Annotated in this window: 11 protein-coding genes; all 11 read left to right on the forward strand. The window is 40.9% G+C overall.

Annotation, left to right across the window (positions count from 1 at the left end; all coding sequences use genetic code 11):
* Positions 1-34: 34 nt before the first annotated feature.
* The 11 genes from HMPREF1149_RS04565 to HMPREF1149_RS04615 all read left to right on the forward strand — a co-directional run bounded on the left by HMPREF1149_RS04565 (position 35) and on the right by HMPREF1149_RS04615 (position 13,957).
* Complete coding sequence (locus tag HMPREF1149_RS04565; protein ID WP_000754553.1) at positions 35-1,039, forward strand: ABC transporter substrate-binding protein; 1,005 nt, start codon at positions 35-37, stop codon at positions 1,037-1,039.
* On the forward strand, positions 1,039-1,767 hold the full coding sequence (locus HMPREF1149_RS04570; protein ID WP_000136205.1) for an ABC transporter ATP-binding protein: 729 nt from the start codon (positions 1,039-1,041) through the stop codon (positions 1,765-1,767). Before HMPREF1149_RS04565 ends, HMPREF1149_RS04570 begins: the two co-directional genes overlap by 1 nt.
* 118 nt (positions 1,768-1,885) lie before the next feature.
* A complete protein-coding gene (locus HMPREF1149_RS04575; protein WP_001211260.1) occupies positions 1,886-2,344 on the forward strand; it encodes a CtsR family transcriptional regulator in 459 nt (152 codons plus the stop codon).
* Position 2,345: 1 nt separating this feature from the next.
* Positions 2,346-4,778 (forward strand): ATP-dependent Clp protease ATP-binding subunit, encoded by a 2,433-nt coding sequence (locus HMPREF1149_RS04580; protein WP_001109721.1) that lies wholly within the window; start codon positions 2,346-2,348, stop codon positions 4,776-4,778.
* A gap of 256 nt (positions 4,779-5,034) precedes the next feature.
* Entirely contained in the window at positions 5,035-5,688 is a 654-nt protein-coding gene (gene bgrR, locus HMPREF1149_RS04585) for a response regulator transcription factor BgrR (protein ID WP_001024193.1), read from the forward strand.
* Positions 5,685-7,025 carry a sensor histidine kinase BgrS gene (gene bgrS / locus HMPREF1149_RS04590; protein ID WP_009067111.1) on the forward strand — a complete coding sequence of 447 codons (1,341 nt, stop codon included), beginning with the start codon at positions 5,685-5,687 and terminating at the stop codon, positions 7,023-7,025. Before bgrR ends, bgrS begins: the two co-directional genes overlap by 4 nt.
* A 108-nt stretch (positions 7,026-7,133) precedes the next feature.
* On the forward strand, positions 7,134-7,661 hold the full coding sequence (locus HMPREF1149_RS04595; protein ID WP_000241944.1) for an isoprenylcysteine carboxyl methyltransferase family protein: 528 nt from the start codon (positions 7,134-7,136) through the stop codon (positions 7,659-7,661).
* Between the two features lie 82 nt (positions 7,662-7,743).
* Positions 7,744-11,001, forward strand: a complete 3,258-nt coding sequence (locus HMPREF1149_RS04600) for a YSIRK signal domain/LPXTG anchor domain surface protein (RefSeq protein ID WP_000477122.1) — start codon at positions 7,744-7,746, stop codon at positions 10,999-11,001.
* A gap of 333 nt (positions 11,002-11,334) precedes the next feature.
* A complete protein-coding gene (locus HMPREF1149_RS04605; RefSeq protein WP_000730553.1) occupies positions 11,335-12,393 on the forward strand; it encodes an AAA family ATPase in 1,059 nt (352 codons plus the stop codon).
* Positions 12,394-12,402: 9 nt separating this feature from the next.
* Complete coding sequence (gene pnuC, locus HMPREF1149_RS04610; RefSeq protein WP_000736881.1) at positions 12,403-13,182, forward strand: nicotinamide riboside transporter PnuC; 780 nt, start codon at positions 12,403-12,405, stop codon at positions 13,180-13,182.
* Between the two features lies 1 nt (position 13,183).
* The gene (locus tag HMPREF1149_RS04615; RefSeq protein ID WP_000763402.1) at positions 13,184-13,957 is read left to right on the forward strand and encodes an NUDIX domain-containing protein; all 774 of its coding nucleotides are present in this window, start codon (positions 13,184-13,186) and stop codon (positions 13,955-13,957) included.
* Positions 13,958-14,004: the final 47 nt, after the last annotated feature.

Raw genomic sequence — 14,004 nt, forward strand, 5'->3', positions numbered from 1 at the left:
AGAGCGTTTTAGAAAAAGAAAAGAGGAAATGAAAATGAAGAAAACATGGAAAGTGTTTTTAACGCTTGTGACAGCTCTTGTAGCTGTCGTGCTGGTGGCTTGTGGTCAAGGGACTGCTTCTAAGGACAATAAAGAAGAACTCAAGAAGATTGACTTTATCCTAGACTGGACGCCAAATACTAACCACACAGGGCTTTATGTTGCCAAGGAAAAAGGTTATTTCAAAGAAGCTGGAGTGGATGTTGATTTGAAATTGCCACCTGAAGAAAGTTCTTCTGACTTGGTTATCAATGGCAAGGCACCATTTGCAGTGTATTTCCAAGACTACATGGCTAAGAAATTGGAAAAAGGGGCAGGAATCACTGCCGTTGCCGCTATCGTTGAGCACAATACATCAGGAATCATTTCTCGTAAATCTGACAATGTGAGCAGTCCAAAGGACTTGGTTGGTAAGAAATACGGTACTTGGAATGACCCAACGGAGCTAGCTATGTTGAAAACATTAGTAGAATCACAAGGCGGAGACTTTGAGAAGGTCGAAAAAGTACCAAACAACGACTCAAACTCGATTACACCGATTGCCAATGGCGTCTTTGACACCGCTTGGATTTACTATGGGTGGGATGGTATCCTTGCCAAATCGCAAGGCGTAGATGCTAACTTCATGTACTTGAAAGACTATGTCAAGGAGTTTGACTACTACTCACCCGTTATCATCGCTAACAACGACTATCTCAAAGACAACAAAGAAGAAGCTCGTAAAATCATCCAAGCCATCAAAAAAGGCTACCAATATGCCATGGAACATCCAGAAGAAGCTGCAGATATCCTCATCAAGAATGCACCTGAACTCAAGGAAAAACGTGACTTTGTCATCGAATCGCAAAAATACTTGTCAAAAGAATACGCAAGTGACAAGGAAAAATGGGGACAATTTGACGCAGCTCGCTGGAATGCCTTCTACAAATGGGACAAAGAAAATGGTATCCTTAAAGAAGACTTGACTGACAAGGGCTTCACTAACGAATTTGTAAAATAATGACAGAAATTAGACTAGAACACGTAAGCTATGCCTATGGCGATGAAAAGATTTTGGAGGACATCAACCTGCAGGTGACTTCGGGTGAAGTGGTTTCTATCCTAGGTCCAAGTGGTGTTGGAAAGACTACTCTCTTTAACCTAATCGCTGGGATTTTAGAAGTCCAGTCTGGGCGAATTGTCCTTGACGGCGAGGAGAATCCTAAGGGGCGCGTGAGTTATATGTTGCAAAAGGATTTGCTTTTGGAGCACAAGACGGTGCTTGGCAATATCATCCTGCCTCTCTTGATTCAAAAGGTGGATAAGGCGGAGGCCATTGCCCGAGCGGATGAAATCCTTGCGACCTTTCAGCTGACAGCTGTACGGGATAAGTATCCTCATGAACTTAGCGGTGGGATGCGCCAGCGTGTGGCCTTGCTTCGGACCTACCTTTTCGGGCACAAGCTCTTTCTCTTGGATGAGGCCTTTAGCGCCTTGGATGAGATGACCAAGATGGAACTCCACGCTTGGTATCTGGAGATTCACAAGCAGTTGCAACTGACGACCTTGATCATCACGCATAGTATTGAAGAGGCTCTCAATCTCAGCGACCGCATCTATATCTTGAAAAATCGTCCCGGGCAGATTGTTTCAGAAATTAAACTAGATTGGTCTGAAGACGAGGACAAGGAAGTCCAAAAAATTGCCTACAAACGTCAAATATTAGCAGAATTAGGCTTAGATAAGTAGAAAAATAGGGAGTTGGTGAAGATTATCCTTTACCAGCGCCCTTTTCCTTTAAAAAAATCAAAAATTTCGGTATAATAGTCAAAGATAGTCAAGGTTCAAAGAAGGAGTTTGATTTACTATGAGATTTAAAAATACATCAGATCATATCGAAGCCTATATCAAGGCGATTTTAGACCAATCTGGTATTGTGGAATTGCAACGGAGCCAGTTAGCAGATACCTTCCAGGTTGTACCGAGTCAGATTAACTACGTCATCAAGACCCGCTTTACGGAAAGTAGAGGTTACTTAGTTGAGAGTAAACGAGGTGGTGGAGGCTACATTCGCATAGGGCGGATTGAGTTTTCCAGTCATCATGAGATGCTCCGCGATTTGCTTTACTCGATTGGTGAGCGAGCTAGTCAGGAGATCTATGAGGATATTCTCCAGCTTTTGGTGGAGCAGGACTTAATGACCAAGCAGGAGATGACCTTGCTAACTTCAGTAGCAACGGATCGTGTCCTAGGGGAAGAAGCCTCAGTTGTCCGTGCCAATATGCTCCGACAGCTATTACAAGAGGTAGATAGAAAAGAGAAGTAAGATGAACTATTCAAAAGCATTGAATGAATGTATCGAAAGTGCCTACATGGTTGCGAGCCATTTTGGAGCTCGTTATCTAGAGTCTTGGCATTTATTGATTGCCATGTCCAATCACAGTTATAGTGTGGCAGGTGCAACTCTAAATGATTATCCATACGAGATGGACCGTTTAGAAGAGGTTGCGTTGGAACTGACTGAAACGGACTATAGCCAAGACGAAACCTTTACAGAATTACCCTTTTCCCATCGTTTGGAAGTTCTCTTTGCAGAAGCAGAGTATGTGGCCTCAGTGGTCCACGCAAAGGTGCTAGGGACAGAGCATGTCCTCTATGCGATTTTGCATGACGGCAATGCCTTGGCGACTCGTATCTTGGAGAGGGCTGGTTTTTCTTATGAAGACAAGAAAGATCAGGTCAGAATTGCTGCTCTTCGTCGCAATTTAGAGGAACGTGCAGGTTGGACAAGAGAAGACCTTAAGGCTTTGCGTCAACGCCATCGCACAGTAACTGACAAGCAAAATTCTATGGCCAATATGATGGGCATGCCTCAAGCTCAAAGTGGCGGTCTAGAGGACTACACACATGACCTGACGGAGCAAGCGCGCTCTGGTAGATTGGAGCCAGTTATCGGTCGTGACAAGGAAATCTCACGTATGATTCAGATTTTAAGTCGAAAGACCAAAAACAATCCGGTCTTGGTTGGAGATGCTGGTGTCGGGAAAACAGCTCTAGCACTTGGTCTTGCTCAGCGTATTGCTAGTGGGAATGTACCTGCGGAAATGGCCAAGATGCGCGTTTTGGAGCTTGATTTGATGAATGTTGTTGCGGGGACACGTTTCCGTGGAGATTTTGAAGAGCGCATGAACAATATCATCAAGGATATCGAGGAAGATGGCAAAGTAATCCTCTTTATCGATGAACTCCACACCATCATGGGTTCTGGAAGTGGTATTGACTCGACTCTGGATGCGGCCAATATCTTGAAGCCAGCCTTGGCTCGTGGAACTTTGAGAACGGTTGGGGCCACCACTCAGGAAGAATACCAAAAACACATAGAAAAGGATGCTGCCCTTTCTCGTCGTTTTGCCAAAGTGACGATTGAAGAGCCAAGTTTAGCTGATAGCATGACTATTTTGCAAGGTTTGAAAGCGACCTATGAGAAACACCACCGTGTGCAAATCACAGATGAAGCCGTTGAAACAGCTGTCAAGATGGCGCATCGTTACTTGACCAGTCGTCACCTACCAGACTCTGCTATCGATCTTTTAGATGAAGCAGCAGCAACTGTGCAAAACAAATCCAAGCATGTGAGAATGGACGAATCCGACTTGAGCCCAGCTGACAAGGCCTTGATGGATGGCAAGTGGAAACAGGCAGCCCAGCTAATCGCAAAAGAACAAGAATTGCCTGTCTATAAAGACTTGGTAACAGAGTCTGATATTTTGACCACCTTGAGCCGTTTGTCAGGTATCCCAGTCCAAAAGCTGACGCAAACGGATGCTAAGAAATACCTGAACTTGGAAGCGGAACTGCACAAACGTGTCATCGGACAAGATCAAGCTGTTTCAAGTATTAGCCGTGCGATTCGTCGCAATCAGTCAGGTATTCGCAGTCACAAGCGTCCGATTGGTTCCTTTATGTTCCTAGGACCAACGGGTGTCGGAAAGACTGAATTGGCCAAGGCCTTGGCAGAAGTCCTCTTTGATGACGAATCAGCCCTTATCCGCTTTGATATGAGTGAATATATGGAGAAATTTGCAGCTAGCCGTCTCAATGGAGCTCCTCCGGGCTATGTGGGCTACGAAGAAGGTGGAGAGTTAACCGAGAAGGTCCGCAATAAACCATACTCCGTACTCCTCTTTGACGAGGTAGAGAAGGCTCACCCAGATATCTTTAATGTCCTCTTGCAAGTCTTGGATGATGGAGTTCTAACAGACAGCAAGGGTCGTAAGGTTGATTTTTCAAATACCATCATTATCATGACTTCAAACCTTGGTGCGACAGCCCTTCGTGATGACAAGACTGTCGGTTTTGGGGCCAAGGACATTCGTTTTGATCAGGAAAATATGGAAAAACGAATCTTTGAAGAGTTGAAAAAGGCTTATCGACCAGAGTTTATCAACCGTATTGATGAAAAGGTGGTCTTCCATAGCTTGGATAGCGAACACATGCAGGAAATCGTTAAGATCATGGTGAAACCATTGATTGCCAGCCTAGCAGAGAAAGGCATCGACTTGAAACTGCAAGCTTCAGCGTTGAAGTTACTAGCAAGCCAAGGTTATGATCCAGAAATGGGAGCTCGCCCACTTCGCAGAACACTGCAAACAGAGGTGGAAGACAAGCTAGCTGAGCTCCTCCTCAAGGGAGAACTGGTAGCAGGTAAGACTCTCAAGATTGGTGTCAAAGCTGGTCAATTAAAATTTGATATTGCTTAAAAATAGAGAATCAGGAGTGATCCTGGTTCTTTTTGTGTTTATTTTTATAAAACCAAAGGAAACAAGTTGACAATATGTAAATATTGGTTATAATAAGAATAGATAGATATCAAGATTTGTATAGAATGAAAAAGAGCAGAGTTTCCTGAAATTTCCACCATTTCAATAGAGCCCTGTTTCTTTTTTTGCGTATGAAATGAAAATAACGTAAACCTAGCCAAAGAGTGAATTTTAGATAGGTTAAGAAGGGAAATAGATGAACATTTTAGTTGTAGATGATGAGGATATGATTAGAGAGGGAGTAGCTGCTTTTTTGAGAGAAGAAGGCTATCATGTTATTCTAGCAAAGGATGGGCAGGAGGCTTTGGAGAAATTTCATGAGTTCCCTATTCATCTGATGGTCTTGGATCTGATGTTACCGAAGCGGAGTGGATTTGAGGTGTTAAAAGAAATTAATGGAAATCATGATATTCCTGTAATCGTCTTAAGTGCGCTCGGAGATGAGGAAACTCAGATGCAGGTATTTGACCTTTATGCTGATGATCATGTGACGAAACCATTTTCACTGGTGCTCCTAGTCAAACGGATTCAAGCCTTGCTTAGGCGTTACTATGTTGTGGAGGATATTTGGCATTATCAAGATGTGACAGTGGATTTTACATCCTACCAAGCTCGAGTCAAGAACGAGGAGGTTGCAATTAAGCCGAAAGAATTGTTGGTTTTAAAATGTTTAATCCAACATAAGAACCAGGTCTTGAGTAGAGAGCAGATACTCGAGTCTATCTCAAATGATTTTGCAGATTTGCCTCTTGATAGAGTAGTTGATGTTTACATTCGAAATCTTCGTAAGAAGTTGGATCTGGATTGTATTGTAACAGTGAAAAATGCCGGATATAAAATTAGTTTATGATAAAAAACCCTAAATTATTAACCAAATCATTTTTAAGAAGTTTTTCGCTTTTAGGTGCAATCGCTTTGGTCATCCACATTGCCATCTATCTGACCTTCCCTTTTTATTACATTCAGCAAGAGGGTGAGAAGTTTAATGAGAGTGCGACTATTATGAGCAAGTACTTAGAAGGCAAAAATTTTCATGAACTGCCTAGTTTGCTGGAGTCCTATTCGAAATCTCTTCGCATCTCTGCCCATTTGAAAGATGATGTACTGGATAAGAGAATTTCCCTTGTGCACGACTTGGAAATAAAGGAAGGAAGTCCCACTAATTATATCGTAACGATTGACCGTCAGATTACGACAGCTGATGGTAAAAAGGTAACCATTCAATTTATTCAAGGTGTGGATATTTATAAAGAGGCAACACGGATTATGCTTCTCTATCTCCCCTATACCTTTTTAGCAACGCTTGTATTTGCCTTTCTCTTTTCCTACTTCTATACGAAACGTTTATTGGAGCCTCTCTTTTATATCTCAAAAGTTACAGGTAAGATGCAGGAGTTGGATCATGATATTCGCTTTGATGAAACGCGAAAGGATGAAGTTGGGGAAGTTGGAAAGCAAATCAATGATGTGTATGAAAACTTGCTGGCAGTCATTGATGAATCTGAGAGAAGAAATGAACGGATTGTCAGGTTGCAAAAGCAGAAAGTTTCTTTTGTTCGTGGAGCGTCACATGAGTTGAAAACCCCTTTAGCCAGTCTTCGAATTATTCTAGAGAATATGCAGTACAATATTGGGGATTATAAAGACCACCCTAAGTATATAGCAAAGAGTATCGATCAAATTGATCAAATGAGCCACTTGCTCGAAGAAGTTTTGGAGTCCTCTAAGTTCCAAGAGTGGACAGAGTGTAGCGAGACCTTGATAGTCCAGACTATTTTGACGGATGTTTTATCTCGCTATCAGGAATTAGAACGCTCAAGAGGAATAGAAATTGAAAATCAATTGACAGATGATACCAGGGTCGTCATGAGCCTCAAGGCATTGGATAAGGTTTTGACAAACCTGATTAGTAATGCAATTAAATATTCAGATAAAAATGGGCGCGTAATCCTATCCGAGCAAGATGGCTATCTTTCTATCAAAAATACCTGCCAACCTCTTAATCAAGAAGAGTTGAATCATTTGTTTGATATTTTTTACCACTCTCAAGTTGTCACAGACAAGTCTGAGGGGTCTGGTTTGGGACTCTATATCGTGAATAACATCCTAGAAAGTTATCAAATGTCTTATAGTTTTCTCCCTTATGAACAGGGAATGGAATTTAAAATTTACTTGCAAGCAGATTAGTTGTATAAAGCAAAAGAACGGAAATTTCTCCGTTCTTTTTTGTTAAAGTTCACATAGGTTTAACATGAGAATATTATTTTAAATATAGAAAAAAGAAAGGATACTGGTATGGTATTAGCGATTATTTTAGTAACCTTCCTCGTTCGATTGATTTTTTTAAAACGTTCGATGGAGAATGAAAAACGAATCCTTAGCAATGGTGGGAAAGAATTTGGAGTTGAGAATACAAAACGATTAACGATGGCTCATATTGTTTTTTATCTCTCTTGCTTCGTTGAAGCACTGGTGCACAAGACAAATTTTGATGGCATGAGCATAGTTGGTTTAGTTTTGCTTATTTTTTCCATGTTGATGTTATTGCTGGTCATTCACCTATTAGGGGATATTTGGACAGTTAAGCTAATGCTTGTCAATAATCACAAATATGTAGATCATCCTCTCTTTCGAATTGTGAAACATCCCAATTACTTTTTGAATATTCTTCCTGAGTTAGTTGGTTTAGCTTTGGTGAGTCATGCTTACGTAACTTTTATCTTTATTTTTCCTGTCTATGCGGTTATTCTTTATCAAAGAATAGCAGAAGAAGAGAAATTACTGCAAGAAGTTATCATTCCTAATGGAAGAATGAAAGGATAGCGAAAATAATATAGCAAATTTCATATACAATTCATATTAGCAGGATATACTGTAGTTAATTAAAATCATGGAGGATATAGATATGTTTAAATCAAATCATGAACGAAGAATGCGTTATTCCATTCGTAAATTTAGTGTAGGAGTAGCTAGTGTACTAGTAGCTAGCTTCTTTATGGGGAGTGTTGCTCATGCTGGTGAGATAAGCTCTAGTGCATCCACAAATAGTGCCAAGGTCACTGAGCAAACTTCATCTAAGAGTAAGGCAGGAGAAAACAAAGAAACTTCTTCTGAAAATAGTAAAAAAACAGAACCAGCTAGAGAAACTTTGAAAGATGCAAAAGAAAAATTAATAAAAGAGCTAGCGGAAAGTGACCTTCCTACAGATAAAAAAGCAGCATATCAGCAGAAAATCGAACAGGCGAATGATACAGAAAGCTTGCTTTCGATAGATAATGATTTTCACCTAGACTTACTAAAACACCATGAAAAGCAGCATATGGAACAAGAAAGGAAGGAAAAAGAAAATCAATCGAAAGATGAAAATAAGGTAGTTCCTCCGACTAAGGAGAGCTCGGAACAGTCTTACGATACTTCTACAAAAGAGAACACAGGTGCGGTCGCTGAAATTCAAAAACGTTTAAAAGAAGAAATCAGAAAAGGTACTCTACCAAATGAGCGGAAAGATTCCTTGATAAAAGAGATTGAGGGAGAAGATGACCGTGATAACCTAGAAACTTTGGAGAATAGTTATAGAGAGCTGGAAGATACTTTCAAAAAAATCAATGAAGAACTCGACCATAAAAAGAAATTGATTAGCGATATGGCAACTACAAAAGGTATCACCGAAGAGGATAAAAATTCTTTAGTAGGTGAAATCAATAAAATCAAAGAGCGAGTTGTAAATGATTTTAAGAACGAGTCGGATAAATCACTCCAAACGATTAAACAAGAAGTTATTGCTGATCTAGGTAAGTTATTCAAATCTTACAAAGCTTACGTTGAAAAAGAAATTCAAAATTACGTCAATGAACAAGTGGACGAAAACATAAAGGAGAAAAAACTAAACAAAGAAGAAGCAAACGAGGATGCCACAATCAAACAGTTACGCGAGTTGGAAAAAAAGGCGCTTCAGCAACTCGATCAGGCCGCGAAAAACGAAGAGGTGCTGAAGGCTAAACACAGTCTTCTTGATGAGATTGCAAAACTCAAAACATCTAATGGCAATAAAGAGACAACGAAACCGAGAGACAAACGAAGTGCTAAGGAGACTGATCAGCAAGATTTAGCTAAACAAATTTCAGAAGCTAATCTATCGCTTTCTAATCACATGAGTGAGCTGTTGGATAGAACTAAAAAAGATTTGAAATCTGAGGATGAGTCTAAATTTGGTGAATTAATTAAAAATGCCTTAGGAATTGTAAATAAATATAGATCAGAGCTTTCTAAAGCTCAAACAAAAGAGGAACTAGATCGGATTCTAGGAACAGCGAAGTCAGAGCTAAATGCTGCTGTGGAGGAATTCAAAAAAGGGTTAACGAAATCAACTGAGCCTCAAAGAAAGCCTGATATGGAAGGTCATATTCCTCCAACTAAAGATGGGAAATCTCAGACACCGACTGAAGAAACGAAAGAGATAGAATCTTTGAAGAATAAGGCTAAGGAAGAGCTAAAAAAACTAGAGCAAGCTTTGGCTGAAGTGAATAACTATCCAGAGTTACCAGAAAATAACAGTGATTATAAGGTGCAGAAAAAAGATATTTGGGAGGATTCTAAAAAGATTGCTCCTGATAAAATAAAAGCATTTAGAGAACAGTTAGAAAAAGGTTCATACACTGCCAAAACTCTCCAAACGTTTATAGATGACTTTATCTATTATCAAATCCATGCACAAATCGAAAAGATGACAAGACAAGTCGCTTTGTATCGAGAAAAATACGCGAAAATTCCTAGTCTAGAAAAAGAATTTGAATCAGGTATTAAGCAAACGTGGAATAAGAATTATGCTACCTTAGAAGGGAAATATCTAGCGGATTATTTTAAGAATGAATTTCTTCCATCCTTTAATAAGATTCAGCAGATTGTGGAACTTCAGAAGGCTATTAGTCAGCTTGAAGAAGAAATGAAGACAGTTCCAGATGGAGCTAAGTTAACAGGAGAAGCTGGTTCTGCTTATGAAAAGGTCAGAAATCGCGCAAGCGAAATCATTAAACAGGGGAAAGAGCTTCTAGAACAAGTAAATATTACAGAAAAGCAGCTAGATACTCAGATAGGAGAGCTTCAGAAGAGCTTATCTGAATTGAAGGTAGCGAAGGCCAACTTAGTGCCAAAGAAAGAAGATAAGAAAGAAATTCCAAAACCAGATTTGCAACCAAGTCCTAAACCAGAAGGCAAGAAACCACACACGCCGGCACAACCCGGTACTGAGGATAAAAAGCCATCTGCTCCAAAACCAGGTATGCAACCAAGTCCTCAACCAGAAGGCAAAAAACCGCAAACACCGGCACAACCCGGTACTGAAAATCAGAAGCCATCTGCTCCAAAACCAGGTATGCAACCAAGTCCTCAACCAGAAGGCAAGAAACCACACACGCCGGCACAACCCGATACTGAAAATCAGAAGCCATCTGCTCCAAAACCGGGTATGCAACCAAGCCCTCAACCAGAGGGTAAGAAACCACACACACCGGCACTACCAAAGACACATAAAATCTTTACAGCAGCAGATGGCAAGACGAAAGTTTCAGTAGTATTTGATAAACCTACAGATGCTGATAAGTTACATCTCAAGGAAGTAACGACGAAAGAGTTGGCTGATAAAATTGCTCGTAAAACAGGAGGAGGAACAGTTCGTGTGTTTGACTTATCTCTTTCTAAAGGAGGCAAGGAAACTCATGTCAATGGAGAACGAACTGTTCGGCTCGCGCTTGGGCAGACTGGTTCGGATGTTCAGGTCTATCACGTAAAGGGAAATGGCGACCTTGAGCGTATTCCTTCTAAAGTTGAAAATGGGCAAGTTGTTTTTAAAACGAACCACTTCAGTTTGTTTGCGATTAAGACACTTTCTAAGAATCAAAATGTCACCACACCTAAGCAGACTAAACCGTCTATCCAAGATAGTCAAACACAGATAGGAGAGAGCCAAACTGGAAAATTCCAGAATAAAGAAGTTAATCATAAACCACTGGCTACTGGAAATGAAACAGTGGCAAAAGGGAATCCTACATCAGCAACTGAGAAGAAATTGCCATCTACAGGAGTGGCGTCTAATCTAGTTCTTGAGATCATTGGTCTCCTTGGTTTGATTGGAACTTCATTCATCGCGATGAAAAGAAGAAAATAATGATTCAGTTTTTTAAAAATATCCACTTTCGATATTTAGCATTTGATTGGTTAACCATTGAAGATTCCAAAGATTTTACTTATAATTGCTATCTAATAATGATAAGTCATTTCATATAGAGATGAATCTAAGATATAAAAAGAGAAGGCTAGTGAACCACAAAAGTTAAAGTTTTTATGTCCAACTTTTGAGGGGCAGTATAAAGATGGCCTTCTCTTTTTTTGACACCTTTTTATAAAAAATAATAAAAATATATTGACAAAATAAAAATATAGTATATAATAAAAACACAGAAAATAAAAATATTAAAAATTATAAAAAGGTAAAACGTTTATGAAAAAGAAAACAGCAGTGATATTTGGAACCTTTGCCCCTCTCCATCAAGGGCATATCGACCTTATCCAGAGAGCGAAGCGCCAGTGTGATCAGGTCTGGGTAGTCGTTTCAGGCTATGAGGGAGACCGAGGGGAGCAGATAGGCTTAACTCTTCAAAAACGATTTCGCTATATCCGAGAAGCTTTTCGTGACGATGAGTTGACCTCTGTCTGTAAGCTGGATGAGACCAACCTTCCCCGTTACCCTATGGGCTGGCAGGAGTGGTTGGACCAGATGTTAGCAGAGATTTCCTACGATGAAAACCAGCAAGAGCTGATCTTCTTTGTAGGAGAAGCAGACTACCAGCAAGAGCTATCTAAACGTGGATTTGCCACTGTCTTGCAAGAAAGAAAGTTTGGTATCTCATCGACTATGATTCGAGAAAATCCAAGCAAATATTGGAAATACATCGCTCGGCCCTTCCGTCGTCAGTTTACAAAGAAAGTGTTGATTATGGGAAGTGCCAGCAATGGGAAGACCACTCTGGCCAAGGATTTGGCAAGGTATTACGATGCGCCGGTCAGCCTGGAATACGCGCGTGAGTACCAGATTAAAAACAACGTTCGCGACGATGAATTGACTCCAAAGGATTATTATTATCTCCTGTTGGGGCAGTATGACCAGACCTCCAAGTTAATCGATAGCAATGCCAATCGAGGTCTAGTGATAGCTGATACCAACTCATTGGTAACCAAGGGTTACTATGATTATTACATGGAGACTGAAGACCAAGGGGACTTATCAGGAGAAACCTTTGACAATCTCTTTGTTTCGATTTTGGCTAAGGAAAAATGGGACTTGATTCTCTTTGTGCAACCTGTTGGCTCCTATGTCAATGACGGATTTAGAGATATGACCATGGCAGAAGACCACATTCGCTACAGTTTTTCCCAGCATTTGGATCAGATGAGAGAGAGATACTTAACGACCATTCCTTTAGTTTATCTAGCGGAGGATTACCTAGGCAATTATGAAGCAGCAAAAGTGGCTATCGATGCCATTTACCAAGCAGATTAGGAGAAAATTATGAAAAAGCTAACTGAAAAAATCACACAATTTATCGAAAACTTTAAAAATGTCCATGCAGAAGCCCGCAAGATTGGTTTTGCAGGAACCATGCGCTTACTCTGGAAAGATCTCTTTGTCGGTCGTAGCCTTTTGCAGTGGTTGTATCTCATCGCCTTGTCAAGTGTTCCCTTGATCTTAGAGTTTACACAAAATACAGAAAGCCATGACTGGTTGAGCTTGTTTGCATCTTGGACTGGGATTGTCTGTGTCATCTTGGTAGCAGAAGGGCGTGCAAGCAATTATCTCTTTGGGGCTATTAACTCAGCTATCTATTTGATTTTGGCTATGAATGCGACTTTTTATGGCGAAGTCTTGACGACCGTTTACTTCTTTATCATGCAGCCGATTGGTCTCTATGCTTGGTTGTCCAACCGTATCAATGACCAAGGAAAACCAGAAGAATCTCACTTTGAAGCTAAGAAATTATCTGTTCTTGACTGGCTCAAGTACTTGGCCTTGACTGCCATTATCTGGATTGGTATGGGCTTAGCTTATCAAAGTATCAATAGCGCTCGTCCTTTCCGTGATAGTGTTACCGATGCGACCAATGGTGTTGGTCAACTCTTGATGACACGTCTTTACCGCGAGCAATGGATTTTCTGGATTGCAACCAATCTCTTTAGTATATATCTCTGGTGGGGTGAAAATATTCACATCCAAGGGATGTACTGGGTTTACACACTCAACAGTCTAGTGGGTTGGTACCAATGGACTAAGGCAGTTCGAAAGGAGGCATAAGATGGCAGACATAAAGATTCCAGAAGGGATGACGGAAAAAGAATATTATGAAATCCATGCCAGTCAGGAGGAGTTTTTAGACTGGTACTACAAGCAGGAACTCCCTCAATATGAAAAACCAAGTGTGACAGTGGATATGGTAGCCTACTGCTTTGTCGAAGGAAAAATCAAGCTCTTGCTAATCCGTCGCAAGGCCCACCCTTATCAGAACTGTTTAGCCTTAGTTGGAGGCTTTATGGACAAGGGAGAAGATGCTGCACATGCCTGCCAGCGTGAGGTGAGAGAAGAAGTCAATCTGGATCTACCTTTGGAAAAAATCGAGCAATTAATGACCGTATCGACCCCCGGTCGTGATCCACGGGGCTGGACGGTGACCATTGCCCACTTGGTGTACCTACCTAGTCGTGCCCTAGACCTCGTTCAGGCAGGTGACGATGCCAAGGATGTCGTTTTCGTAGATGTCGATTTTCAGACAGGCAAATGTTTCCTAGAGGGAGTGGAGCTGGACGAGCAAGCCTTCGCCTTTGACCATTATGCCATTATCCAAGAATCCATCAAACGAATTCAAGGCCGTCTCGACTGGAATCCGACCTTCCTTTATCTGCTGGAGGAAGAGTTTACTGTCTATGAAGGAACCGAACTGGTCAATCTCATCAACCCAGGTCGGCCCATCGTCAGCAATAACTTTCTCGTAAAATACGGCGAATATGTAGAAGAGGTTGGGCTCAAACGAGTGCCTAAAAAGAAACCAAGAAAAACCTATCGATTGAAATAAAAGTGAGGTCGGGACAAAGTTCCCGCCCTCTTTATGTACCATCATGA

The organism is Streptococcus sp. BS35b, from assembly GCF_000286475.1.
Classification (GTDB): Bacteria; Bacillota; Bacilli; order Lactobacillales; family Streptococcaceae; genus Streptococcus; species Streptococcus oralis_W.